At 49.2% G+C, this 22,459-nt stretch carries 17 protein-coding genes; all 17 read right to left on the bottom strand.

The annotated features are described in order from the left end of the window. Positions 1–6: 6 nt before the first annotated feature. Positions 7–1,047 carry a Stealth CR1 domain-containing protein gene (locus SHK35_RS03925; RefSeq protein ID WP_318708682.1) on the bottom strand — a complete coding sequence of 347 codons (1,041 nt, stop codon included), beginning with the start codon at positions 1,045–1,047 and terminating at the stop codon, positions 7–9. Next, on the bottom strand, positions 1,025–2,527 hold the full coding sequence (locus SHK35_RS03920) for a DUF4832 domain-containing protein (RefSeq protein ID WP_318708681.1): 1,503 nt from the start codon (positions 2,525–2,527) through the stop codon (positions 1,025–1,027). Before SHK35_RS03920 ends, SHK35_RS03925 begins: the two co-directional genes overlap by 23 nt. Beyond that, positions 2,524–4,953: a hypothetical protein gene (locus tag SHK35_RS03915; protein ID WP_318708680.1), complete on the bottom strand. Its 2,430-nt coding sequence runs from the start codon at positions 4,951–4,953 to the stop codon at positions 2,524–2,526. Before SHK35_RS03915 ends, SHK35_RS03920 begins: the two co-directional genes overlap by 4 nt. Then, positions 4,950–6,275 carry a DUF4874 domain-containing protein gene (locus tag SHK35_RS03910; RefSeq protein WP_318708679.1) on the bottom strand — a complete coding sequence of 442 codons (1,326 nt, stop codon included), beginning with the start codon at positions 6,273–6,275 and terminating at the stop codon, positions 4,950–4,952. The genes SHK35_RS03915 and SHK35_RS03910 overlap by 4 nt, the downstream gene beginning before the upstream one ends. After that, positions 6,275–7,048, bottom strand: coding sequence for a glycosyltransferase family 2 protein (locus SHK35_RS03905; RefSeq protein ID WP_318702542.1), 774 nt, complete (start codon positions 7,046–7,048; stop codon positions 6,275–6,277). The genes SHK35_RS03910 and SHK35_RS03905 overlap by 1 nt, the downstream gene beginning before the upstream one ends. 25 nt (positions 7,049–7,073) lie before the next feature. Next, the gene (locus SHK35_RS03900; RefSeq protein WP_318708678.1) at positions 7,074–8,276 is read right to left on the bottom strand and encodes a glycosyltransferase; all 1,203 of its coding nucleotides are present in this window, start codon (positions 8,274–8,276) and stop codon (positions 7,074–7,076) included. Further along, positions 8,273–8,659, bottom strand: a complete 387-nt coding sequence (locus tag SHK35_RS03895) for a DUF2304 domain-containing protein (protein ID WP_318702544.1) — start codon at positions 8,657–8,659, stop codon at positions 8,273–8,275. Before SHK35_RS03895 ends, SHK35_RS03900 begins: the two co-directional genes overlap by 4 nt. Positions 8,660–8,668: 9 nt before the next feature. Then, on the bottom strand, positions 8,669–10,150 hold the full coding sequence (gene pelG, locus SHK35_RS03890; protein WP_318708677.1) for an exopolysaccharide Pel transporter PelG: 1,482 nt from the start codon (positions 10,148–10,150) through the stop codon (positions 8,669–8,671). Next, complete coding sequence (gene pelF, locus SHK35_RS03885) at positions 10,126–11,595, bottom strand: GT4 family glycosyltransferase PelF (RefSeq protein ID WP_318708675.1); 1,470 nt, start codon at positions 11,593–11,595, stop codon at positions 10,126–10,128. Before pelF ends, pelG begins: the two co-directional genes overlap by 25 nt. Before the next feature lie 25 nt (positions 11,596–11,620). Further along, positions 11,621–13,426, bottom strand: coding sequence for a DUF2194 domain-containing protein (locus tag SHK35_RS03880; RefSeq protein ID WP_318708673.1), 1,806 nt, complete (start codon positions 13,424–13,426; stop codon positions 11,621–11,623). A gap of 15 nt (positions 13,427–13,441) precedes the next feature. Next, positions 13,442–14,350, bottom strand: coding sequence for a hypothetical protein (locus tag SHK35_RS03875; protein ID WP_318708672.1), 909 nt, complete (start codon positions 14,348–14,350; stop codon positions 13,442–13,444). After that, a complete protein-coding gene (locus tag SHK35_RS03870; RefSeq protein ID WP_318708670.1) occupies positions 14,347–16,527 on the bottom strand; it encodes an NAD-dependent epimerase/dehydratase family protein in 2,181 nt (726 codons plus the stop codon). The genes SHK35_RS03875 and SHK35_RS03870 overlap by 4 nt, the downstream gene beginning before the upstream one ends. Further along, positions 16,524–16,838 (bottom strand): PqqD family protein, encoded by a 315-nt coding sequence (locus tag SHK35_RS03865; protein WP_318702551.1) that lies wholly within the window; start codon positions 16,836–16,838, stop codon positions 16,524–16,526. Before SHK35_RS03865 ends, SHK35_RS03870 begins: the two co-directional genes overlap by 4 nt. 103 nt (positions 16,839–16,941) lie before the next feature. After that, positions 16,942–17,469: a hypothetical protein gene (locus SHK35_RS03860; protein ID WP_318708668.1), complete on the bottom strand. Its 528-nt coding sequence runs from the start codon at positions 17,467–17,469 to the stop codon at positions 16,942–16,944. A gap of 919 nt (positions 17,470–18,388) precedes the next feature. Beyond that, positions 18,389–19,462 (bottom strand): tRNA 2-thiouridine(34) synthase MnmA, encoded by a 1,074-nt coding sequence (gene mnmA, locus SHK35_RS03855; protein ID WP_318708666.1) that lies wholly within the window; start codon positions 19,460–19,462, stop codon positions 18,389–18,391. 87 nt (positions 19,463–19,549) lie between these two features. Further along, entirely contained in the window at positions 19,550–21,553 is a 2,004-nt protein-coding gene (locus tag SHK35_RS03850) for an FtsX-like permease family protein (protein WP_318708664.1), read from the bottom strand. Next, a complete protein-coding gene (locus tag SHK35_RS03845; RefSeq protein WP_318702556.1) occupies positions 21,546–22,322 on the bottom strand; it encodes an ABC transporter ATP-binding protein in 777 nt (258 codons plus the stop codon). Before SHK35_RS03845 ends, SHK35_RS03850 begins: the two co-directional genes overlap by 8 nt. Positions 22,323–22,459: the final 137 nt, after the last annotated feature.

The following is a 22,459-nucleotide window of genomic DNA, read 5'->3' as shown; positions in this document are numbered from 1 at the left end:
AGATTTCTACCTTTCAAAGGAGCAGGGCTTTGGCAGTATCTGTGCAAATGCCTCCGAAAGCTCCACCTTTATCTGTTCAAAGTCTCCCGCAAACCGGGCGTCATTGATACAAATCTGCTTCTTTTTCTGTCCTCTCACCGTCTGCACAAGCTTCCTGTTATCCTCCGAGATATCAAAATACCCAAAATTTTGCTGTACATTACAGGGGAAAAAATTCCCCGACAGCTTCTGCCATTCCCGAAACAGATAAGGCGTCAGATCCTTTTCGCTGCGGAAACGGTGGGCCGACATTTCGCAAAGAGCCTCTCCCTCCTTTTCCCACACCTCAAAAAAAGTGCTCTTTAAAAAAGGAGAAGGCCCATGCACCGTATAAAATCCCGTATACAAGGGAAAGGAAAGCTCCAGCAGATTGTAAAAAAAGTATAGGGGCGGATAGCCAGGTTTAAAATAGCTTCCCGGCTGCAGCCGCACATTTTCCCTTTTTGAAAAATGTCTGGCCAGCACCAGCGTATTGTTCAAAAACAAATGGGACATTACAGGATTTTCAGGATTTGCCACCACCGGCTGGAAGGCCAGCATATCACAGGGCTTCCCTCCTCTGAAAAAATCTTCAGGGTCCGCTTTTTTTATCAAAAACATATCGTCATTAAAGTATACAAACTGTTCAGCAAGCCCCTCTATCCTGTGCAGATAAACTTCAAGCACATTGCTGTTAAAAACAGGCAGATATTCCTTGGGAATGTAGTCCTCATGTCTCACCACATGAAGCTTTTCATGATCCACATTCAGCCATTTCGGAAGATGTCCCCAGGTAACGAAATGAATCCTCCTAACCCAGGGCGCAAAGGCTTCCACACCTCTGAACCAATAGGGCAGAAGCTCCCAGTCTCTGTAGCGTTCCTCGCCTGCATCCCTTTTTTCAGCCCCTTTTCCCATCTCCTGCCCGTACAAGTTTCTTTGTCTGCGCCAGGCCGGATCACTGCCGTCCACCCAGGTTACCACAAAATCAATTTCCTTCTCCCCGTCAAACATCTGTCTGCCCTTCAAGCTTTTCTTCCTCCCAAAACGTTTCCGCAGCTCCAAGCTCTACCTCGCCGATAAAATATCCGTACTTCTCCGGCTCTTTCTCATTTCCCAGAAGGATACGCTGCCCGGAAAGCCGGTCCGTAATGTCAAGATACACCTGAAAGCTTCCCGTCTGCTCTCCCCAAAGGGATACCTCCCTGGAAAGTACCTGTGAGTCCTTGGCCTGCGTGCCGCCGCAAAGCTGCCTCAAATCCTGTTCTATCTCATAGCTGTACACCCTGTCATTGGATGTGCTTAGAAATGTAAGCTGCACCTGCACCTCCCGGTACAAGGGGGCAAAGCCCACATTCTGTATGGTCACATAGGTCTTTAAGCTGTCTCTTTTCCAGTCATAAGTAAAGGATGCCTCCCGCAGCACAAGACGATACCCCAAATGTCTTTCCATATAGGAAAGACCGTCCATCCCCTGAAAGCAGCCTTCCTCACAAGCTACATATTCCGCCCATTTATCCAGCACCTGCGCGTCATAATCCCTGTTTAAGTAGGTTACGTGCATACGGGAAAAATCCTCCAGGGCATTTTCGAAATCATTATAGGGATTATCGTTGATCACTTCTCCTCCTAAGGGCACTATCCTGCACAGCTGGTCCTGAAAGGCAAGCTCCTCCTCCCTGTTCCAGGGGGAAAAAGCTCCCTGCTCCACCCTGGAGGATGCTCCATAGGTTCCATAATCCCCCTGGTTTCCCAGCATTCCGTCGTTAAACAGACCAAGTCTGGAGGCCAGGGTGCCATCCCCTGGCTGCACCCTGGCCGGATCTGCAATTCCGGTAATATTTCGCCATTGTGCCGGCGTTCTCACTGCCAGATAGGCGCTTAGTGGAGCTGCCTGGGCCAAGCCCTCTGCAAGGGCTCTAAACGCCCCAGGCTGCGAAAAGCTTGTGCCGTTCATTTCTCCCCAGCGCCCGGTAAACAGGCCCTGATAGAGAAAAACCTCCTTTTCGTACTCCTTTAAAATGGGCCCAAGCTGCTCCATATGCCCCAGAATAATACTAAGATCATCTGGTTCCGATTGTGTGGTTTCCCCATCCCAGTTATATAAAAAGCGTATGATCAGCTGCTTGTCGGTGGCACTGAGCGCTTCAAAGAGAGCACGGATATTGGCAAGTCCCCGGCTGGAAATCTCCCCTTTGGCGTATTGCTGGAGATTGATTTCTATGAGGGCTAAGCTTGTATCCGTATCCTGACGGAACCTTTCAAAAATCTCCTTCTGAAAATCCGTCTCCTCATCCACAATCCGAAACCCATGAATATGATAAAAGCCCCTGTTTGGATTTTTAAGCTCCTTTGCGGATTCCGTAAAAACGGCGCTCTGGGTATGGACTCTGCCATGGCCTCTCAGCTCAAAATAAATCCGCACTCCAAAGAGTCCGAACATTCCAAGCAAAAAAAGCGCCAATAAAAGAGACAAACCTCGCTGGAGCCTGCGCACACCGTCACTCATCCGGCATCCTCCTGATACAAAATTCCCAGCTGATACAGGCTCTGCACATTCTGCCTGAAATAATAGCACACAATAGACTCATCCTCGTAATAAAGCTTCAGCTCCCCGGGGTAAAGCCTGTCAAATTCCTCACACCATTCCATTGCCGCCTCCTCCACCAAGGTTCTGGATTCCAGATCGGAATAAGTGCTGGAATGACTGACAAAGACTCTGTCCTGCGCCCTCTCCTCTCCCGTAAGAGACGCCGACAAAATCTGCGGGCACTGACTTACATTGGAGGGAAAATAGGCCGGATACTTTTCCCAGGCAAGCCACCTGGGCCCTGTAAAGAAATGGCTCTGGGAGGATTGGATGGGCCTCTTTTCCACATATAAAAACACATACTCCGTGGGAAGGGTGTACTCCTTTGTCCGGCTCTTGTTGACAAAATCAATCAGCTCTTCATGCCAGCCGTACTGGATCACCTGATAGAGCTCCTCCGTAGGGGACACTATGGTATAGGTCTCTTCGGGTAGGGCATTCACAATAGAGCAGGTAGCAAGCACCGCACCGTTATAGCGGGTCAGCTCATAATATAAATAGCCGTGAAAGCTTCCCGTAAGCATGGTTCCCACATAAATTGCCCCGGCCAAAAGCACCGACGCCGGATTCAGAATAAGCTGCGGGACAAAAGGCTTTGTAAGCATAAAAAGCACATCCGGCCCAATTCCCATTACAGCCAGAATCAGCAGCTGCTCCGTGGAACAAAGCCTTGCGCCCTCTACCAGCTGGGGCAGTCCGACACTGGAGGCGCAGTACATTGTCATATACAGCACAGAGGCAAGGGCGATTGCAAGATATCCGTCAAAAAAGCTTTTTTCTGCGGGCCTCTTTCTGCGAATAAGCCTCACAAACAGCAAAATGATCCGGCATACAGCCCACAAGAGCACTGCAAGAGCCGTTGCGCCTGCAATCCACTGCGCCCTCTGCTCTCTGTATAACGTCACATAGCCCTTTTGATACACAGTCCAAAGCTTCTCCCACAAAGCATTCCCAAGGCTTTCAAGCTTCTCTGAAAGGCTCTCTGCTTCTTTCCCGGTCTGCGTCTGCTCTTCTGCCATCTGCCCAAGGGCAGATTGACCATGGGCAGCTTCCCCCTCCATGCTCTCTCCTCCGGTCTGGCCGTCCAGGGCCTCCCCGGCTTCTTCCGGGGAAAGTTCTGACGCTTCCTCCTGCGCGTTTTCCTCCTGCGCGCTTTCCTCCTCTCCATTGATCACGCTCATAGCCCAGCCGATGGAGCCCTGAAAGGGAATCCCCGAGGCCAGGGCGCCGCCCATAGGTATCACCGCGATCAGAAAGCCGCAGATCACTGCTGACAAAAGAGGAACAAAATATCTGGGGCGGAAAATTTTGTGCCAGAACACCGGCACAAAGCACACGCACAGGAAAAAGGCCATAATGGTGGGATAAAAATGGATCGCAAGAGAGGCCGCAAGGGACATAAGAAACAAAAGCAGATTCTCATCCCAGCAAAACCTGGTGCTCTTTCCCCTCCACTGCCTTTGGCCCGCGTTCTTTAAATATCTCACAAGAAAGGCCGCGCAGGCAAAGATCGTAAACAGACCAAATTCCTGGGGAAGCGTCCACTGCAGGCGGGACATGCTGAAAATTTCGTCAACGCACAAAACGTCCACGGTCAAAAAAGCCGTCAGAACCCACAGCGCCGTAAATCTCCAGCAGAAAATTTCCTTCATCAGAATATAAGCCGACACCAGAAACGCCGTCACATGAATTCCCCCAAGGAAAAGAAGGCAGCTGTATATCTTTATGCCAAAGAGCGTATGCAGCCCGTAAACAAAGCAGTGCATTCCTTCGGGATACACCCCTGCAGAAAAAACCTGTCCCTCCGTCAGCCCGTATATCCAGGCGTTATGGACATACAAATCCCCGGACCCAAAGGAATAATCCTGAAAGGCTCCATAGCTGAAATAAATCATGGCATACACAAGCAGAACGGCCAAAAGCCCATATTCCAATACGTGTCCCCCAAGCGTCCTTCGAAAGCATCTCCACCCTGCAAGCAGGCTTCCTTTCATTTTTTCCCAAAGTCGCAGGAAAAAGAGCTTTTTCCCATAGGTTCCCGTAAACAAGTGCCGAAGGGCCCTCTTCTCTCTCTCCTCAAATTTTATGCCTCTGCAGATAGAAAAAAGAAACACGCCGTAAAACAGACCGCAAAATATCCACGGCTTCAAAATGTGAAGCAGGCCCAGCAAGAGCACCACTGTGTTGAAAAGCAGGATTTGTCCCGCCACGCAGAAGGAAAAACGGAAGGTCAGGGATTTTCCCTTAAAAACTCCCCGAAACACCACCGACGGCCAGATAAACATCACAAACAGATAGGCAAAAAGCACCTTTGCATACTCCAAAAGCCAATAACCTGTAATCATGAATCTACCTCCAGGGTTCCAAGCCTTATCCTCCCCCTTTTGTCACAGCTGTTGGCAAAGCGAATGACGGCTCCGTCCCTTTTTCTTTTCATTTCCAGAAAAAACGGGCCTTCTACAGGCCAAATGTCACAAAAAAAAGTTTTTTCCTCTCCCGGGTCCAGGCTGCGCATATCCCACGTAAGCTTCTTTTTCTGCCCCGGTCCCATTTTATCCTCGGTGAAAACAAACAGCTCCGCTTCCTGATAAAGCGGGGCAAAGCCCTTGTTTTGCACCGTAATTTCCAATCCCGGGCCCTCCTTTTTGAAAACTGCCTTCACCTTTCGAATCACAAAGCGATACCCCATATGACCGCCGATATAATCAAAGACGCTTTTTCCCTGCCAGACGCCCCCCGCGCTGTATTCCCACTGTCCAAAAAGCGTAAGAAGCCTCTGGTCATATGTCCTGTTGAGATAAGTGATCCGCATCTGTGCAAGCTCCGCCAGCACTTTCTGGGGCGTCAGCTGTCTGTAAAAAGATTCTCCAAAAACGGCCTCTCCCCCATTGGGAACCGTTCTGCACAGCTTTCCTTCAAATAAAAGCTCTTCTTTTTTCCCCCATGGCTCCTGCCATCCCGGCTTTTTCCCGGTATTTTCCCCAAAGGTTCCAAGATTGCTTTCCGAGCCGAATATCCCGTCGTCAAAAAGCCCTATCTGATCCCTTGCAGCCGCTTCCCCAATTCCCTTCTCAAGGCCCTCGGGATGCAGCATGCGCCAATGCACCGGCCTGCGCACGGCAAGATAAGTATTCCCTCCTTTTACAGAAGCAAGGGCTTCTGCCATGCTGCGCAGCTTATCCGCTCCAAGGAAACGGGAGGTGTGCATTTCTCCCCAGTTTCCCACAAGAACCCCCTGAAACACAAAGATAATGTCTCCATATTCCTGCAGCACCTCTCCAAGCTCCTTTATGTGCTGCAGCACCCACTCAAAGAAAAAGGGTTCCCGTTCCATGGCTTTTCCCTCATGGTCATAGGCGATCCGCAAAATGACATCGCACCGGTTTTTTCTGAAAAAAGACAATATCCTTCCTATGCGCGCAAGTCCCTCCGCCTTAAGACTCCTGTCCCGAAAGGCTCCGATATTTATCCTAACCAAATCCAAAGCGTCTCTTTTGTCAATGCACCATTCCAGTTCTTTAAAATCCGGCTCCTTTTCCGCATAGAAGGTGAAAATCTGATACCATCCCCTGGCAGGATTACAGACAGCCTCCGTGGTTTCCGTAAAATCTGCCGGACAAAATCTCCATCTGCGATTGCCTCTGCGCCTTAAAAATATCCGCTCCATCAATTCCTTTCCTCGCCCACAGCATCCGTGTCAATGTGAAACAGCTTGATTCTGATCCACACCGCCACTATGGAAAACAACATACGCAGCACATACACAAAGGGCTTAAGCCCCGAGTGCATGCTCACACCCTCCGTTCTGGGGTGCATCACCGCGGGAATTTCCTCCACCCGAAAGCCAAGCAGCAGCATTTCCATTATCTTATTGGCGTCCGGATACCTGTCGTCAAAGCGACTGTATCCCGCATAAAAGGAGAATACTCTTTTATCAAGCCCCCACAGTCCTGTAGTGGGATCCTTTATATGCCTCCCTGTTCCCATATAAATCAACCGCCGAAACAGCACAAACCCAACCTTTTTGGCAAAGGAAACCGGAAAGGATACGCTGTCCTTTAAAAAACGGGAACCCAGCACCACATCCGGGCATTCTCCCCTTTCGTCTTTTTTCTTAAGTCTTTCATATATGGCTGCAATATTCCCCACATCGTGCTGTCCGTCCCCGTCTATCTGAATCACATACCGGTAGCCATGGCGCAGGGCGTATTTATAGCCTGACTGCAGGCCGCTTCCATATCCAAGATTAAACACATGATCCACCACTATATGGTTACTGGCCCGGGCTATCAGGCCTGTCCGATCCTTAGAGCCGTCGTTTATCACCAGAATATCCGCAATCCTCCCGATCTCCGGTTGTTCCAGACGCTCCAAAAGCGCTCCGATATTCTTTTCTTCATTGTAAGCCGGAATGATCACCAAAAGCTCCTTGTTGTTCATTCTACCACCTTTCCCCCCTCAAGTTTTAAGCCAAAAGGCAAAACAGCTTTTCCAGCTCCGATGCGTCCCCAAAGCTTCTTGCCGCCGCAGCAAGGCCAAGCCTCTTTCGCAAATCCCCATCATGAATAAGGGCCTGTACCCCGTCACGGATGCCCTCCGGCGTCAGGCTGCACATCATCCCGTCCTCCATGGGTTCTACCTGCTCTCTGTTTCCACTGCAGTCCGACACCAAAATGGGCTTCCCCAGAATCTGGGCCTCCTGTATGGCAATACTCTTTCCCTCATAGCGGCTGGCGTGTACATAGATATCTGCCTGCCGCAGATAGGGATAGGGATTGGGGACTGCGCCCAGGAGCAGAAAATCCCTCTCCAGGCCAAGCTGCCTGATTTTCCCCTCCAAAAAGCGCCTCTCATCTCCCTCCCCCAGCACATACCATCGCACATTTTCGCCGCTTTTTTTCAGAAGCGCCATAGCCTCCACCGACACCTCCAGAGCCTTCTGGGCCGTCAGCCTGCCCACGGTGAGAATCCTGAGTCCCTGAAAGGAATCGGAAAATCCCCCAGGAAGCTGCGCCTTTTTCAATATGCCCTCCCTGTCCACAAGATTGTGGAAAATTTCCGTCTTTTCCCTGCATTGGGGATACACCTTTAAAAACGCCTTTCTCACCTCATCCGAAACCGTAAATATTCTGTCAAATTTCAGATAACAGTCTCTGTCAAGCCTTCTGGTATACCCGGCCCTTGTGTAATCCACATGAATAAACGCGGCCTTTTTTTTGGCCTTCACATGATCCGCCACATAGTAGGAGGCGCCGCCCTCCAAAAAGGCCACAGCCAGATCATAAACCCTGTCAAAACGCTCTGCGCCGTCAGACAATGCCCTCCACATCAGCTTATCCGGCAGAATTCTTTTTTTTCCCGCCATCTCCCAAAAATTTCCTGCAAGATATGGCAGCAGAAAAAACAGGTTTCCCCTTGCAGCAAGCGCCCGGAGCGTATTGGAAAAAAGAAGCTTTTTCCCCTCTCTGGAAAGCACCGAGCAGTCACTGTAGCGTCTGTTAAGCAGCCTTATATGTTCCGGCAGCCTGTGCACCAGCTCCCCCTGTCCCAGCAGCACATACAAATCCGTTTGGTATTCCCTGGGATTTATATGGCGGACAAGCTCTAAAAGAGCCGTCTCCGCCCCTGCCATCCCCAGCGTGTTGATCACAATCAATATCCTTTTCATAGCGGCTTCTGCCCCATCTCTTCCGCCAGCTCCTCAAGACGCTTTTTGATCACTTCGTTTTCCTGATTGAGCAAAGATACCTGCATGGCCAGCTCCAGATTTCTGCGCATCAGCTCAGAAACCCGGGCGCTCATAATGTACGCGCCGTAAATTGCGCAGAAGCCCAAAAGCAGAACCAGTGCCATGCCCGTTGTAGAGATATATCGATTCAAAATCACCGGGCGCAGCAAAACCCCCGCCAGAATTATGATGATGCTGATAAGTCCCCAGGTAAGGCAGAAGGGTTCCGTCATCCTCCTTTTTGCCAGCGATGAAACCGTGATGCAAAGCAGCACCACCCCGGTGATGATGATAATAATGCGCAAAACATTTCCCACTTCCATAAGTTTACCTTACCTTCCTCTTTTTTTCTCCAATTTTGTCTCCATTTTGGGAGTGGGACCGCCATAAACCAAATTAGAGAGTTTCCTCCCATGTCCCGCCTTCATAATGCTTCCCTGGCAGAATACATGGATATCCAGCGTCCTCTCCATCACCCTGAGTCTGTGATACGCTGCGCAAAAGCCCGTAAAGGCTCCGGCCACAAGCCCCAGCCCGTACCAGGGAGCCGACAGCTGCGAGGAAAACAAGCTGCCAAGAAACGTGATCCCGCAAAAGCTCGCCGCCGTAAGCACCGCTCCCTTCAAATCATTAAAGTAATACAGAAAAATGATAGCAGCGTACATTAAAAACAAAATGAAATATCCTGCCGCCAGACACGGATAAATACGCATCACCTGCCCTCCTATCCCCAGCCTGGGGAGCAGAACAATGCAGACGAAAAAAATAGCGCATGAAATAATAAACTGAATACGGGCCAGATTCATAAGCTCGTCGGAAAGCTGACGGAACATTCTCTTTTTGGCATTTTGGATGTCAATGCCCCGGCCGCCGATCACCGCCTCCGAATACGCTTTATAGCGCTCATGATAACGCATTTCCACTCTGGAAATAAATATAACACTGGCAGAAATATTTGTAAACATGGCAAGGCAGGAAGCCATGTCATAGGATGTCATGCACACAAAGCTCCCCGCCACTTCAATACGCATATCCGTATTCCAAAACACAAAATTATGGATAAAAAGCCCCAGGGTATACAAAAAGTTTGCAGCCACCAGCTGGGGATACTTCCTAAAATACGCCAAAACCTCCCGGTATCTGCCGCTGTTTACCCGAAAATAGCTCTTTACCAGCGCAAGCTCCAGGGAGGCAATCAGCAGAAATCCCCCATCCAGCGCAAGCAGCATGGAAAAAGTGACCTCCATGCCCAGCACATAAACAAAAAACAGGGACAAAAGCACCGTCAGGGTCATTCCAAGGAGATAAAAAATAGATATCTTCTTATAATCCTTGCAGATAGACAGATAAAGCATGGAATAAAACACCAGCACCAGGGAAATATAGCCGCAATATCCTGCAAACACATAGGAAAGGTCACTTCCCCCTGCCAGATACCATCTGACGCAGAAGGGAATCCCGGCTAAGGCCGCCAGAAGCATATTCAGCCAAAGCCCCAGAAAAAAGCAGGGACGTATGTCCTCATAGGTCTCATTATATATGACGTCCGACAAATATTTGGAAAGCACAGAGTTAAAGGGCGCCGCCGCCAGCAGGGCGAATATGAAAATATAGAGAACCGTACAGGAATAAAGCTCTCTTTCGGCATAGCCCACCCTGGAATATCCAAGCAGCGCCTGCATCAGCGCCACCGCCCCGATCACCAGAAACATGGGAGCTATGGTAAACATGGTGCTGTAGCCAAACCCTATCAGGTTGGTGGTTATGGTTCCTTTTCCAAAGATTTTATTTAGTCTGATTCCGATTCCAGCCATGACGCATCCTCCTCGGGCCATAGTTTTCCATAATCCCAGCCGATTCTCTCATAGATTTCTTCATAGGCCTCTTCCATCTGTTCCTGTCTGTATCTGTTTTTTACTCTTAGATACCCACACTCCCCCATATGGGCGCAGAGTGCCTTTTCCTCTGCCAGCTCGCATATGGCCGCGGCTATCTCCGCCGTATTCATAATATGGGTGAGAATCCCCGCAGTGCCGTATCCATCTCCGTCTCCATAAATCAATTCCCTGCAGCATCCCACGTCTGTGGCAATCACAGGCTTTTTCGCCGCAAAGGACTCCAGAATGGTCAGAGGCTGTCCCTCGCTGATGCTTGTAAGAAGCGTAAAATCCATCCTTCCCAGATATTCCCTTACATCCACTCTTCCCGTAAAAATAATATCCGCCGCCCCCAGAGCCTCAACCAATGCAAAGCATTCCTCCGCATACTCCTTGTCCTCGTCCAGGGGGCCCATAATCCAAAGCCTGAGATTTTCCTTCTTCTCCTTTGCAAAGGCAAAGGCCCTGATCATGGTTTTCACATCCTTGATGGGAGCCACTCTCAGCACAGCTCCGATGTTCACAAAGTCCTCATCCTCCTCCTTTTTGCAAGGCAGCTTCTCAAACCGCTTTAAGTCAATGCCGTTGGGCGTTACCGCCGTTTTCTCCTCAGGACAGCCAAGCCCGATCTGCAGCTGCCTGGCATGCTCGTAAAGGCTTGTCACCCTATCCGCACGCTCATAGGCCAGCGCGGACATTTTCCGAAACTGGTCAATCCAGATATTTTTGTAAATTCCAGCTACCCAAGATGCCTTTAGCAGCTCCTCCTCCCGCTCTCTGGTATATATGCCGTGCTCGGAAATCAGAAGCCCGCTTCGATAAAAATGCTTGGCCATGCTTCCCAGCACCCCTGCATAGCCCGTGGAGGCGCAGTGATAGATATCCGCCTTGGGAAGTCTGGTCTGGAGAATCAAAAACAAAGGCATATAAATAGACCGCATGGTCCACAGGAAATCCGAAAATACAATATAAGGATATCTCTGCCTGTAATATTCCTTTACGATCTCCAGAAAATCCGCCCCCATCAAAAGATCGTCAATGGAAAACTTTTCCTTCTGAAACATTTCAAATACCGTGTCCCAGTCGACATCCTCATTGGAAATAATGCTCCGAAGAGCGTTATATTCCTTCTCATTCAGCCTGGTGCGCTTTCCCCGCTTAGCCTTCCTGCCCCAGTCGTAGTCCTCCAGATAGGCCTCATAAACCGCAGTGAGGTTTTCCGGCAGTTCATATACAAATCTGCCCCTTTGGGAACGGCTTCCCACAATGCTTAAGAGCACAAACTCCACCTGGGGAAATGCCTTTATCATGCTGTGTATCCAGCTGGACACGCCGCCTACCACATAAGGGTAACAGCCCTCTGCAATCATACAAATTTTCATTGCCCGCTCCTTGCGCTTTCTGCTCTCATAAACCAAAAGAAAGCTCCTCCTTTGATTTTCCCAGCTCAATCCTGGCTCTGTCAGACAGCATTTGAATCAGAAAAGCATCCTCCTCCAGCTTTTGATAATCGGCTCCCGAAATCTCTGTGATTTCCTCACCATGGGTGCGTAATAAAAACCATGCCTTATCTGCCTCCTGTCCGGTTTCCAGCACAATCACATCCTCCGTCCGCTCCCAGGCATAAGAAAGGTTTAAAAAGCATCTCACCCGTTCATCGCTCTCCGACAGGGTGGTTGCGGAAAAGCCCTGAAGGCTGTATCTGTTTAAGCTTCCGGAAATCTCTTCATAAAAATTCTCCCAGCGGTCCTCTTCGGAATCCGGCCACAAAACAGACTGCATATCAATCAACAGATTGGAATACCCCAGCGCCGTCATCAGGCTTTTGTGCCGCAGGCTCTGGGAATAGGTGTCCTGCGCCCCGTTTACGGTTATCCTCTGAGCTGTCAGATCGTCACTGTAATAAGCCACCGGAGGAAGGAGAAAATCCGCTTCCTCCCCTGCGGTATACGCAAGGGTTACCGCATCCTCCAGGGCGTCTGCCTCTGCCAGCCTTTGCAGTTCCTCAGGGATTCCCTCTCCCGTATAATAGGCGCCAAACTGATACCCATTCTCAACCTTCTCCCAAAATGCACTGTCCCTCTTTTGCTTTTCCTCCAGAGTGATCCCCTCTCCATGCTCCAGCGTCTTTCCCGCCTCCCCATCTATCTCCTTCATCTGCTGCAGGTAAAAAGCATAGCTTTCCGTCTCCGGCTCCTGTCCGTCCCCATAATCATACTGAGGCATCAGAAAAAAGGTTCCCTTCAGGCCGCTTCTGCGAAACAAAGCTGACATCCCCGGCCATATGATATCCTGCTGCAGCGAGGAGGACCTCCTGCTGTAGAGCGTCTCCATCACCTCTGCGTTTTCCTCCGCAAAGCCGGGATAACCTGTTACGGTCACATTTTGGGCATTGACCACCGGGTACAGTGTGACAGAGCTTGCCTCATATTCAATGGCGCTCAAAAGACCCAGTCCCGTAACATCGGACATATAGTCTCCGTTTACCGCAAAGATAAAGGCTCCTTCAAAGGTGTTTCTCCAGATAAGGGCCGGATATTCCTCCCTGTCCACCCCCTCCTCCTCAATGACTCCCCGCATATAGGTCTTTGTACCCTTTCCTGTGACATACCAGGGAACGGAAAGCGCAAGGTCCTGCTTTTTCTCTTCCTCTTCATTCTGGGCTGCGTAAAGGCTTTCTCCTCCCAGCAAAAAGCCGGAAAACAGCTGCACGCCCGAAAGCTTAACCTCCTCCTCTTGTGCCCTTTCAATGCCAAGAAGCTCTCTAAGCCCGGCATTTTCCTCTATCACAGAAAAGGAGGGCAGGTTTAAGAATACAATGGGCACCCCCTTTCGGGCCATTTCCGCAATCTGCTCTGTCTGCGTCCCGAAATCCGTCCCATTCCCTTCAAGCAGCACAAGCCTGGGCAATTCCCCCTCTTCCAGAAGCTTTTCATCAAGTGCTGGACACAGAGTAAGCCTGCGCTTCGTGTACAAACACCATTGGGAGGCCACTCTCTGAGCGTCGCTTCCTTCCTTTCCCACAAACAATACATATTCTCCTTCCCCTTCCTTCGCCTGCCAGCGCCCCTCTCCCGACAGACGTTCTCCCTCCATGTATTGATTGGTGCTGTATTCATTTCCCATTTCCTTATAAAGCTGTAAAAACTGAAACATAAAGAACAGCACCGCCATCATAAGGCATATGCTGAAAAATTTTCTGTAGGATATCATTTTCCGCTCCCAACATCAGGAAAACACCCTGATCAGTTCAAGGGTCTCGCTGTCGATCACCACAGGCGACTTTTTCAATTCCTCCACCACTGCAAAAAATTTTCTTTTCTGCCCGCTGCTGAAATAAAGCTTAAGCTGGCAGGTGTAGGTTGCCAGGGTATTGGGATATTGATATTCCGCCCTTTCGCACCACTTGGCGCAGCCGTCGTAATCCTGGATTTCCAAAAGCCTCAGACTCACCGCCTCATACATAGCGCTTGTCATCTGCTCCCGCTTTTCCTTATAAATGATCTCGCAGACCTGATTCAGAATGTCCGCAAAGCTTTTCTGCTCCATATCCGTAAATACTCTCTGCTCCAGAACCTCGTTCATGTAATCTACAAGCATTTCCGCATATACGAGCCGATTTTCATCCCCCTCTAAAATGGCCTTGTACTGCTTCTGCACATGAAAGCGGAAATCATTCAGCGCATCCTGCAGGACGCTTGCCGCATAGTGGGCCGTCTCCGAATCCTCGCTGTTTAACGCCAGCGCAATGGAAGAAAGGGACTTTCTGATATCTCCCCGCACCACATTAAACATCAGGTTTCTCAGCTCCTCCTTGTCCGTGATTTCTATGGCCTCTTCCAGGGGAACCATATTGCGCTCTCTTTCCTCCTCCGCATGGACAAAGGTCCGCACCCGCTCCTTACTGAAAATAACATCCTCCAGATCTACCGGCTCAGAAAAGAAAAAAACAAAGAAAAGATTGGAAAGCAGAAAAAAGACGGGGCCCGCCACCGGGCATAAAAGCATCACTCCCGCCCGCAGCAGACAGCCCTTGCGCCTCCCCTTTTTCCTGGTGTAATTCCAGACCAGATAAAGGACGACAATGAGAAGATTCACTCCAAGCACCGCCGTCAAAGCAATCATTTCTCTGCTCATGCCTTTGCCTCCTCAGCGATACAAAGCCTAAGTCCCAGCCCCTCAAATCTTTTGATCACAAACTGGGCGTTCTCCCTGTTTGTGTTTGACAGCAGCACATATAAGCTGCCGTCCGGCATGGTTCCCACATAATCCGACTGGCGAAGGCTTCCAGCAATCAGCAGAGCCGTCTCCTTTTGATCCTTCACCCCGGATTCTATCTTTAACAGCGTGCATTCCGTAAGCCCTCTCTTTTGGGCCTTCACATAGGCCTGCACCAACGCCGTAAAGGCATCCGTTCCAAGAAGCGGCGTTCCATCCACATACCGCTGATGTTCCAAAGCCGCCAGATATCTGCCTGCCCGAAGCACTGCGTTTTGTATCAGGGCGCTGATCACCACAAGCTGGTTGGCCTGTCCAAGGGTCATGCGTTCCCAGGGAATATCCCACACCATAAGAATCATCTGCATCTCATCATTTTCACAGATGGCGCTGGCCATCAGCGGATAACGCTCGTCCATCTTACGGTTGATAAACACTTTTCCCGCCGCCAGGGTTTCATACAGCTCTCCCATCTGGGTATACTGTATGGAATAGCCCAGCATACGCGCTTTTTTTGATGTGGCGGAAAACAGACGGGCATAGACCTTGTTTGACACCGTATAGATGGCCACGTCCCGGCTTTTTAAAAGCCTGCCCAGCATCTCCGCCGCATAAAACAGCACCTCCTCCGGACTGTAATGCTCCAGGGCAGAGGTGATACTGTAAATTTTCCCCACGCTGTCGCTCTGGTTTACAATCTGCGTCTCCAGCGCGTCCTTCACACGCACATTGCTGCTGTTGATGTCCTGAATATCCGTAAGCTGAAGCGTAAGAAAGTCCTTCTCCTGCTCACTCTCCTCCTTCAGTCTCAGAATCTGGTCCCGCATATACCCCACCGTCAGTCCCAGAATAAAAAGCTGGGCAATCCAGGCGTAGGTATTTGTATCGATCAAAACATCAAAGCCGGAACGGTCATACATCTGCCTGAAGCAATAGCCCGCCACCGCAAGCACCACAGAAAGCATGGCCTGCTGCTGCCCATAAACAATGGCAAACAAAAGCACATACAGCAGATAAAAGTCCAGACTGGAAAAATATCCGCTGCCCACCGCCCGGTTGTTCAGCATAAAAAAGGGAATAAACGCGATCAGATTTTCCACAAAGGGAAGCAGTGTTTTTAACAGGCTCCCCCCTTTTTCCTTCATTCGTTCCAAAAGGGGCGGCTTCCTCTGGGCTTCTGTGAGGAACAGATAGCTATTTTTCTTCATCTGCGCCGCCGTCTTTTCTACAATCACAGATACCTCGCAGAAAAAGGAGCTTCCGAATTCGCTTTCATACAAAGCCTGGGACAGCACAGCCCGCCTCTTTTCTCCCTCCTTCGGGATGACTGCAGTGCCATCCTCTCCCATTGCCCTTTGAATCATTCCAGCCAGCTCCATGCGGGATATCTCCGTCTGAGAGGATATGTTGTAAAGCACCCTTTTATGTTCCCTGGACACTGCCGCCCGGTAAATAAGCTCAACGGCATCCGTCACATACAAAAGGGAAAAGCTGTCATTCTCCGGAACCAGAATGTGCCCCTGCTCTAAGGCCTCCAGACACATTCTGCTGCAGATATCCCTGATTTCCCTGCGGTTTCTTGGAATCACATACAAATGATCCAGCCGAAGGATCAAAATATCTCTGCCCGTACTTTTCTGGCAGCTTTCACACATTTCCTCCCCCTGGGCCAATATCATGCCCTTCATCCTCTGGGAAGAGGGAGGAGCCTGCTCCGTAATATCCTCCGGATAATCACCGCCGTACACCTCATCTGAGGAAATATACACAAATCTTCCGCTGCCCCGGGACACATACCCCATGAGAATATTTGTCAGGGCTGCCATATATCTCACGGCCTCTGTCTCCTCCTTCTTCCAGGTGAAATTGGTGTCACAGGCTCCCGCAAAAATAGTAAGGTCCGGCTGAATGCTCTCAAAAATTTCCGGCAGGCTGGCGCTTTCATAGGAAAAATTATATTTCTCAAATACCTTTTGATAGGATGTCTCTTCCAGACGGCTCCCTGTAAGCAGATAAACACGGTGCCCTTCCTTTTTCATCTTAAGAATCAAATGGTTCATCAGGCCTCCGGCTCCCCCAATCAGCAATACATTCATCCTTCGTCACTCCTGACCCAGCCGCTTTCCTTTGGTGTAACAATACCGCACTCCCGAAGCGTTTCCTGAAATTGTTTCACATCCCGTCTCACCTTTTCCACATCCTCTTTGTATCTTTCACTGAGCAGTACGGCAATTTCTTCCTGGCTCTTCCCCTGGGCAGACAGCCTCCAGATTTCAGCGCCGGCTTCGTTTACCACAACCGGTCTGTGAAAGGGCACTCCCTCCTGCTGCATATCCAATATCCAAAAGCAGCCTGCCGCCTGGCGCAGCTGATACCTGGGTCTTTCCTTTTTTTCCTCCCCGGCCATATCAAAAACCTTCCCTTTTGTCACGCTTTTTTACTTTTTTACTGTTCCCATTGTACCACAGTATTGTGCAAAAGGGAAACACTGTTTTCCCGGCTGCATCCTGCTAATCGCACAGTACTACCACCTGTCTGGGAGTGGTCTGGGCCGGAATGCTTCTGGTTGAGGTATCATAGATCACAACCAGATTGTGATTGGCAGGACTTCCCTGATAATACTGGTTATTTGTGGTTCTAAGCTGTACCGTTCCGTCCATGTTCAGCTGCAGCGTCTGATCCTCATTCACCAGAGCGGTGTTAAAATACCCCACGCTTACCATCCGTCCGGTTTTCTCCCGGGCCGCTGCCACAGCGTTATACTGGGGCGGATAAATAAGGGGAACAGGAGCGTCCGTCCTATAGTAAAAGGTGCAGGTCATACCCACGGAAAGGGTTTCAAAGTCCACCACATAAGTGGAGGGGGTGATGATAAAATTTACCGTATTGCCGTCCGCATCCTCCACAGTGGTGAATATCATGCAGCCATTTGTGCGGCGGTTTCCCATCTGCGCCGGGGTCATATCCACAATCATTCCCGTGACGGAGGCAAAGCTGTTTCTTCTATAGGGTCTCATGCCGTTAAAACGAAAATCCATAGCCTTTTTCCCTCAAAATACTCCTTCCTTCTATCATATGCCTCCTGCATCCTTTTGTTACGGTTCTGGGGGCTTTGCAGAGCAGAAATGCAACAGTCTGGATCGTCTACGCAGCATATTTCATAAACAGACCCTGGCTGACCGCCGGTACTTAGGCCGCGTTCTTTGCAGCCTTACGTACCGTTGCGGTCAGCGCGGAGCGAAAGCGTGTCTGTGTTGAAATATGCTGCGTATGCGTCTGGACTGTTGTCTTTTTGTTTTGCAAAGTTCCAGGGCTATAACAAAAGAAGTGCCGCTTCCTAATTGATTTTCTCTGCTTTATTTCAGCTTTGAATCTCAATTATTCTGCGACACTTCTCTGACATTTTTCTTTCGGTTTTTTCATTCAGATGATTTTTGTTTTTCTTTCTCTTTTACTTGTTTTCCTCACCTGCAGTGAATTTCATTTTGATTCTTTTTACAAGTCCTTTGTCACTTTCTCGATTCTTTATTCTTTTTCTTCTGCCGGAATCCCTCTCATTTTCATGAGCTTTATTCCTGCAAATTTTTTGAATATTCCTCGTTTCTGTGCTCTTTTGTCCTTGTAAAAATCCTCCTTTTGTCTTTCACTTGTGAAGTCACCCAGGTAAATTGGATTTGAAAAACCCTCATTTGAATGCTTTCACCTATCCGGATTATGGTAAATGTCTGACCTCTTTTTTTAGCTGGTAAGATATTGTTTCCGGATCATTATCTTACTTTTGCTTTGGAAAGACAATTTCGATTGCCTTTCTGTGATTCTATAGTATTACACTTTTAGGAATCTGTCAATAGTTTTTTCTGATTTTTTTTAAAATTTTTCTCTCTTTGCAATCTTATTTGTTTTCTTTATTTTATTTTCTGTTTATTTTGTTTGTTTTTCATGAATTTTATAAGCAATTTATACTCCTATAATAGTACCGCCCCCCAGCACATATTCCCCGTCATAAAACACCAGGGCCTGGCCGGGAGCTGCGGCCCGCACCGGCTGTTCAAAGGTGCAGAGCACCCTCCCATCCTCCTTTTTTTCTATGGTGCAGAATTCTCCCTTGTGGTTATACCGTATTTTTGCCAAAACCCTTTTTGGTTCCAAAAGGTCTGGCACCGACATATAGTTTACCCTGTCACAGAAAACCTTTGTGGTAAAAAGCGCATCATTGCCTCCCACCACCACCTCGTTGGTTTCCGGATGGATTTTGGTCACAAAAACTCTCTTTCCCATGGGAAGCCCAAGCCCCCTTCTCTGTCCCACAGTGTAATGGGTAATTCCCTTGTGCCTTCCCAAAACCTCGCCTTCCTTTGTGACAAAGTTTCCCGGCCCTGGCACTCTTTCCGCAGCCTCACGGTCAATAAAGGATGCGTAATCGTTGTCCGGCACAAAACAGATTTCCTGACTGTCCGGCTTATGGGCCACCGGCAGCCCCGCCTTTCCTGCGATCTCTCTGATCTGCTCCTTGGTGTATTCCCCCACAGGCATCAGGGTCCTGGCAAGCTGCTTTTGGGTCAGGCCATACAGCGCATAGGTCTGATCCTTTGCTGCAGTGACGGAATTTCTCACTGCATATCTGCCGTTTGGCAGCTTTTGGATTCTGGCATAATGTCCGGTGGCGATATAATCCGCCCCGATGGCCAGGCTCCGTTCCAGCAGGGCCTCCCATTTCACATAGCGGTTGCAGGCGATACAGGGATTGGGCGTGTGTCCCTTCAAATATTCCTCCACAAAATAGTCTACCACACAGCGCTTAAATTCCTGCTTGAAATTCATTACATAATAAGGGATATCCAGTTTCTGGGCCACTCTTGCAGCGTCGTCCACCGCAGAAAGTCCGCAGCAGCTGCCCTCTCCTGCATTCTCTTCATTCTGCCAGATCTGCATGGTTACGCCGATCACATCATATCCCTGTTTTTTTAACAGATACGCCGCCACGGAGGAATCCACCCCTCCTGACATTCCCACAACTACCCTTTGTCCCATTGCCCTATTTCCTTTCTGCAGGCCAAAGCCATAAAATCTATATAGAATTTTACATGACCGGGCGTATTTGTCAACAATGGGAATGTCTTATCTCCAGCGCACAATTTTGTAATAGGTTCTGGCTGTCCACCGATAACAGAGAATATAGAGCAATGCAAATATCCCGCTCACACAAAGGGCGCTTAAGACAATCAGCCTTGGGGCAAAGAGATTCAGCGCCCCCAGCAGCTTGATCACCATGTTGGTTCCCGCCGCGGTATGGCAGAAGGCCCCCGCCAGGGGCAGGAAGAATACCAGCAGAATCTGCTTTTGAATGGTGCCCTTTACCTCTTTATCGCTCATGCCCACTTTCTGCATGATCTCAAAGCTGCTCTGATCCTCAAAGCCCTCCGTAACCTGTTTATAGTACAGTATCACCAGCAGGCAGATCAAAAAGATAGCGGAAAAAAAGATACCGATAAACAATAATCCCCCGTACATGGATTCCTGCTCCAGCATCCGTTCCCTGAAATCATCAAAAGAGGCAAAGCCGGGGGTGGAAGAAGCCGCCTGGTAAAGGGCTTCCACAAAGGCTTCTATATTCTGCTCCTCTCCCTTGGGCGTAAGCTGCATTTTAAAAGACGAGGCGGAGGCGGCGTCCACACCATAGCAGGCCGCAATCTGGGAGAGGGTTTCCCAATCTTTTACCACAATCACAAACTCGCCGCCAAAATTATTATCCTCTGCCTTTGGCGCAACCTTACATTCCGAAAGCTCTTCCTTGATCACAAAGGAGGCGTCCATAAAGCTTACGGCTGCGCTCTTTTCCAAAACCTCCTCTTTCCCGGCGAAATCCGATCCGCTGGAAAACAAAAGCACTTCCCCCGGATTCAGGGTATCGTCCCTTCCCTCCAGGCGATTAAACTCAGAGACTGTCATCAGCTTTACCTGATACATATCCTCGAACTGGGTGCTTTCACTTCTTGTCACAAAAGTGTTTCCCCTTCTTTCCACCGGGCACTCCACATAGGAATAATATTGGCTCTCCTCAAGGGAAACCTGATGCTCCCCGGCCAGTCTGCCTGTATTTTGAAGCCACCCCTCCCTGTCCGTAAAGGAGGCCTCCATAAAGTTAATCTCCACGTCAAAGGGATAGCTGAAGCTTTGTATTCCCGGTATCCCCAGATACAAAGAAACCGTGCAGACTACTGTGATGATCACCATGGTTGAAAAAATACAAATATTCACCAGGCTGGCAGCGCTCTTTTTCATACGATACAGCATACCGGACACAGTGACAAAATTGTCCGCCCGATAGTAAAATTTCTTTCTCCTCTTTAAAAATCTCAAAAGAACAATACTGCCGGAGGTAAAGAGAAAATGGGTTCCCGCCACCACCAGAAAAATTGCCAGGAAAAAGTCTGTAAAAATCATGGAATTAAGCTTGGCCTGTATTGCAATGCGATAACCCGTTCCCAATGCAAGCACGCCCAAAAGGCTCCAAAGCCAGATAAACTTAGGCTCCTTTTCCCCTTTTCTGGACTCTCCCATCAAATCAATGGGATTTGCCCTGCCTACCTGAAACAGATTAGCTGTCAGGTTGATTGCGGATACAATTCCAAAAAACACCAAAGTATCTGAGAGCGCTTTCAGACTAAAGGAAAAATCTGCCTGGACGGGAAGCTTTGCCAGGTTTAAGAGCAGCAAAAACAAAAGTCTGGAAAACAAAAGTCCCAAAAGGATGGCCGAAAAAACCACTACCACATAGATCACCGCCGTCTCCACAAAGAGCAGCATCCCGATATGCTTTTTTTCCATTCCAAGGATACTGTAAAGACCCAGCTCCTTCTTTCTTCGCTTGATTAAAAAGCTGTTGGTATAATACAGGAAAGGCACCATGATCATCCCAAGCAGCCAGAAGCCTATGCTCATCAGCATCAGCGCATAGCCTGCCCTGGGTATGGTGGACATAACATCATTGTTTAAAATCAGGTCAAACACAAAGTATGTGAACATGGCAAAAATGCACACGCCTATATAGGGCAGATAGGAAGCGCTGTTTTTGCGGATGCTTTGAAGGGCCATACGGGGAATCAGACCTCTCTTATTCATGAGAAACCCCTCCTTCCTTTCCGGTCTGCAGCACCGTCAAAGTATCTGAAATCTTGCGGTACATTTCCTCATCCTTCAGGTTTCCTCTGTAAATCTGATTAAACACACAGCCATCCTTGATAAAAAGCACTCTTCCCGCCCGGCTGGCCGCCTGAATGCTGTGGGTCACCATAAGGATGGTCTGGCCGTCTCTGTTCACATCCCCAAAGATGCGCAACAGCCTGTCCGAGGCCTTGGAGTCCAGCGCCCCGGTAGGCTCATCCGCAAGAATGATCTGGGGCCTTGTAATCAACGCCCGGGCCACTGCCGCTCTCTGCTTCTGTCCTCCCGATACCTCATAGGGATATTTGTCCAAAATGTCCTGAATATAAAGCCTGCGGGCCAGCGGAAGCAGTCTTTCTTCCATCACCTGATAGCTTACGCCCGCCAGCACCAGAGGCAGAAAAATATTGTCCCGAAGAGACAGGGTATCCAGCAGATTAAAATCCTGAAACACAAAGCCCAGGTTATCCCGTCTGAAGGCGCACAGCTCCTTTGGCTTAATATCCGCCATATTCTTTCCCGCTAAAATCACCTGGCCGCCGGTAGGCTTATCCAGAGAGGCCATAATATTGAGCAGCGTGGTTTTTCCCGATCCCGACTCTCCCATAATAGCCACATATTCCCCCTGCTCCACTGAAAAGGTCACGTCAAAAAGAGCCTGTACCTTGCTGCCTCCCAGACGCTGGGTATAAATCTTTTTTACATTTTTCACTTCCAATAACGCCATAAACACACTCCTCTTTTCCCGAATCTAAATGAATGAAAACGACGCCCAGAGGTACCGTTTGAAATAATGATACAGAAAAAGGAAATGCGCTGCCATAAGGCTGTCTTACATTTCCCTGTTAAACCTTACATTTTTGT

The organism is Candidatus Acetatifactor stercoripullorum (assembly GCF_944382095.1).
GTDB classification, from domain to species: Bacteria; Bacillota; Clostridia; order Lachnospirales; family Lachnospiraceae; genus Acetatifactor; species Acetatifactor stercoripullorum.
Note: the sequence above shows the minus strand (reverse complement) of the source record. Positions and strands in the feature narration are given on the sequence as shown.